Raw genomic sequence first — 3,340 nt, forward strand, 5'->3', positions numbered from 1 at the left:
CCCCTCTCGCGCATACGCCAAAGCCGTACCCCCTGGCCAGAGTAGCCCGCTCCCCTTTCGCGCCAGCGCCCAATCCCCCCAAGTACCACCCCCGTGCGCCCCCACCGCACTATCGTGACGGCGGTCGGGCTCGACCGGCCGTCACGCCGCCGTCAGGGGGACTCCGTGCCTTCGCTCTCCGTACCGCCGCGCAGGACCCGCGCCCAGCAGTCGGTGCAGGACGCCCTGCGGGTGCTCGAAACGCTCTCGCGCCGCGCGGGCGGGGCCCGTACCGCCGAGTTGTCCGCCGCGACCGGGTTCGACGCGGACCGGCTCGGCGCGCTCCTCGCGATGCTGTGCGGCCAGGGGTACGCGCGCCTGCTCGACGACGGCGCCTATGTGACGGGCGAGTCGCTCTCGCTGCTCGGCGGCTCCTCGCTCAACAGCGAGTGCGCGATCCGCGGCCACCTCCAGAGTCTCCTGGACCGGCTGCGCGAGGAGGTGAACGCCGCCGTGTACATGGGCCGCTACGTGGACGGCGAGATCACCGTGACCGGCGTCGCCGACACCCCCGAGACCCCGCGCGTGCACGAGTGGGTGGACTTCCGCTCGACGGGCCACGCGAGCGCGGTCGGCAAGGCGCTCCTGTCGCAGCTCGGCCCCGACGCCCGCCGCGAGCACCTGTCCCGGCACCGCCCGGCCCGCTTCACCGCCCGCACCATCACCGACACCCGCGCCCTCTTCGGCGGGCTGGAGGAGCGCTCGCCCGCCGTGCCCGTGCTCGACGTCCAGGAGTACGCGGTCGGCACGGTGTGCGCGGCGGTCCCGGTGAGCACCGGCCCCACCGTCGCCTGCCTCGCCCTCTCCCTCCCGGCCCGGCACGCCCACCGTCTCCACGCGGCGGCGGCCGCGCTGAGCAGGGGCTCGGCCCCCGTCCTGCTCTCGCTGACGATCTGAGCCGCCGGGCCGGGGAGGGGCCGGCGGCGCGCGGCGGGGCCCGGCCGGGAGGTGGTCGGGAGGTGGTCGGGAGGTGGTCGGGAGCACCCCGAAACCTTGGGTATGATTTCCAGGTCAGCAGGCGCCGCTAGCTCAGTTGGTTAGAGCAGCTGACTCTTAATCAGCGGGTCCGGGGTTCGAGTCCCTGGCGGCGCACCGACAGAGAAGGCCCCCCGATCACTCGGGGGGCCTTTCTCGTCGCGCTCAGCCGCCGCTCTCCGGCCCCGTCGGCCCCGGCGGCTCACTCTTCGCCGTGAGCGCCACCGTCAGCGCCCGCACCATCGCCCTGCGCTCCGAGGGGTCGTCGCCGAGCAGCCCGCGTGCCGTGAGACCCGTCACGGTGCGTTCCACCGTGTCCAGCAGCGCCACGTGCGGGGCCGGCTCGGTGCGCAGCGGGCGGACCGTGTGGACCGTGAGGCCCACGGCCGCGGCCTCGGCGGCGACACGCGCGGTGAGCGCCGCCTCGTCCCGTACCGCCCCGGCGGCGGACTCCACCGCGTCGCACAGGTAGTCCGCCGCGTTCTCGACGGCGAAGGCGGCGCGGGAGGGGGCCGCGACCTGCCACACGACGAGCAGCGAGACCCGCTCGCCCTCGCCCACCACGAAGGGCCCGCAGCGCCAGTGGCGCAGCGCGAGATCCACCGGCACGCGGCGCGGCAGCGGGTCCGCCCACACCAGCCCCGTGCGCCGCACCGTCCCCCGGTAGCGCCCCGCGAGCGTCAGCACGTGGGCCGTGCCGGGGCGCACCCGCTGCACCCCGGCCCCCGCGCAGACGGCGAGCAGCCCGCAGCCGAGCGCGAGGCCCGTCGCCGGCCAGGAGCCGGTGGCGGCGACCCGTACGAGGGCGGCGAGCGCGAGCGCTCCCGCGAGCACGGCGAGCAGGAGCGCGCCCCAGCCCGGGAGCGTGCGCGCGACCCGCTCGGCGGGGACGGCGGGACGCGGCGCGGGGGTGCGCGGCGCGGTGTTCTCGCGGGCCGCCGGTACGGCCGGTGTCGCCGTCATCGCACGTCCTCGCCCTTGCCGCCCACGAGGTACGCCCACGTGCGCGGTCCCGGGATGCCGTCCGCGCCCGTGCCGCGCCAGCCCTGCGCCCGCTGGAAGGCGGCGGTCGCGCGGCGGTCCGCCTCGGTCCAGCGCGGTCCGGGACCGACCCGGTAGGAGCGGCCCGCGCCGCGCGCGACGAGCATCTCGCCGAGCCGGGTCACGTGCGGCCCCGACCGGCCCGGCCCGAAGGCGGCGGCGCCGGGGAAGGCGCCGGACTGCGGTCCGGCGCTGCCGCCCGCGAGGTTCTTCGGGCGGTAGGGGACGTAGCGCGCGGAGTTGGTCCAGTACGCGTACGGCGTGGTCCGGCTGCGGGTGCGCGGCGGGGTCTGCTCGTACGCCGTGTACTTCGTGTGCGCGGCGTCCGTCCAGCCGCCGAAGAGCGTGACGTGCGAGCCGTCCGCGGGGTTCTTCGCGTTGTGGAAGAGCAGCATGTCCCCCGGCTTGAGCTCGTCCTTCGTGATGCGCTCGCCGAAGGAGGCGAGGGAGCCCGTCCACTGGTTGGAGCCCAGGTCCCAGGCCATGGAGACGAAGCCCGAGCAGTCCTGCCGGTATCCGTCGGAGCGGTAGGCGCTCATGCTGTACGGCACCTTCGCGGCGAGCCAGGCGCGGGCCCGGTCGATGATCTGCGCGCGGGTGACGGTGCCGGGCGCGGACGCTCCGCCGCCCGTGTGCAGCGGCTCGGTGCTGCCCTGCGGGGTCTTCGGGCCCGCGGACGGGTCGTCCGGGTCCCCGTAGCCGCCGGGATGTTCGCCCTCCTGGGTGGCCGAGGGCTCGCGGGGCGCGGCGGCCGGGCGGACGAACGCGGCGGAACGGGCGCCGGTACGCGGGCCGCTCGCCCCGGTGTCCCGCACGGCCTCGCGCGAGGCGGTCGCGAGACCGGCCTCACGCCGCGCCTTCGCCTCCTCCGGGCCCGTCGCGCGCCGCGCGGAGGCGGGGGCGCCCGCCGCGCCGTCCCGGGTGCCCGCGGCCTCACGCCGCGCCGCCGCCTCGTCGGGACCCGTCGCGCCGCGCCCGTACGCAGGGGTACCCGCCGCGCCGTCCCGCGTGCCCGCGGCCTCACGCCGCGCCGCCGCCTCGTCGGGGCCGGTCGCCTCGCGCCGCACGGCGGGCGCTCCGGGGGCACCCGGCCCGCGCGCACCCGTCGCGGCGGGCTCCTCGCCCGTACCCGGGGCCTCGTCCGCACCCGGCGCCTCGTCCGCACCTCGCGCGGCGCCGCACCCGACGCCTCGTCCGCACCTCGCGCGGCGCCCGTGGCCGGTGTCCCGTCCGTGCCGGGCGCGGTCCCGGGGGTCGCGAGGCCCGGCGGTTCGGGCGCCGCGAG

General features: G+C 77.8%; 3 protein-coding genes and 1 tRNA gene. 2 read left to right on the forward strand and 2 right to left on the reverse strand.

Features of this window, described 5'->3' with window-relative positions:
• Nucleotides 1-213 precede the first annotated feature (213 nt).
• On the forward strand, nt 214-936 hold the full coding sequence (locus SSBG_RS09190) for an IclR family transcriptional regulator domain-containing protein (RefSeq protein ID WP_050776745.1): 723 nt from the start codon (nt 214-216) through the stop codon (nt 934-936).
• A gap of 121 nt (nt 937-1,057) precedes the next feature.
• Nucleotides 1,058-1,131 (forward strand) — tRNA-Lys (locus SSBG_RS09195).
• Between the two features lie 48 nt (nt 1,132-1,179).
• On the opposite strand, the gene SSBG_RS09200 is transcribed toward SSBG_RS09195, so the two are convergent.
• Both SSBG_RS09200 and SSBG_RS34435 read right to left on the reverse strand, forming a co-directional pair.
• A complete protein-coding gene (locus SSBG_RS09200; RefSeq protein ID WP_008745904.1) occupies nt 1,180-1,977 on the reverse strand; it encodes a hypothetical protein in 798 nt (265 codons plus the stop codon).
• Nucleotides 1,974-3,122, reverse strand: coding sequence for a peptidoglycan-binding protein (locus tag SSBG_RS34435; protein WP_234010446.1), 1,149 nt, complete (start codon nt 3,120-3,122; stop codon nt 1,974-1,976). The genes SSBG_RS09200 and SSBG_RS34435 overlap by 4 nt, the downstream gene beginning before the upstream one ends.
• Nucleotides 3,123-3,340 lie beyond the last annotated feature (218 nt).

Source organism: Streptomyces sp. SPB074 (genome assembly GCF_000154905.1).
In the GTDB taxonomy this organism is placed as follows: domain Bacteria; phylum Actinomycetota; class Actinomycetes; order Streptomycetales; family Streptomycetaceae; genus Streptomyces.

Excerpts from the sequence above, each read along its gene's own strand:
- SSBG_RS09200 (WP_008745904.1), bottom strand. The coding sequence starts at position 1,977 with ATGACGGCGACACCGGCCGTACCGGCGGCCCGCGAGAACACCGCGCCG.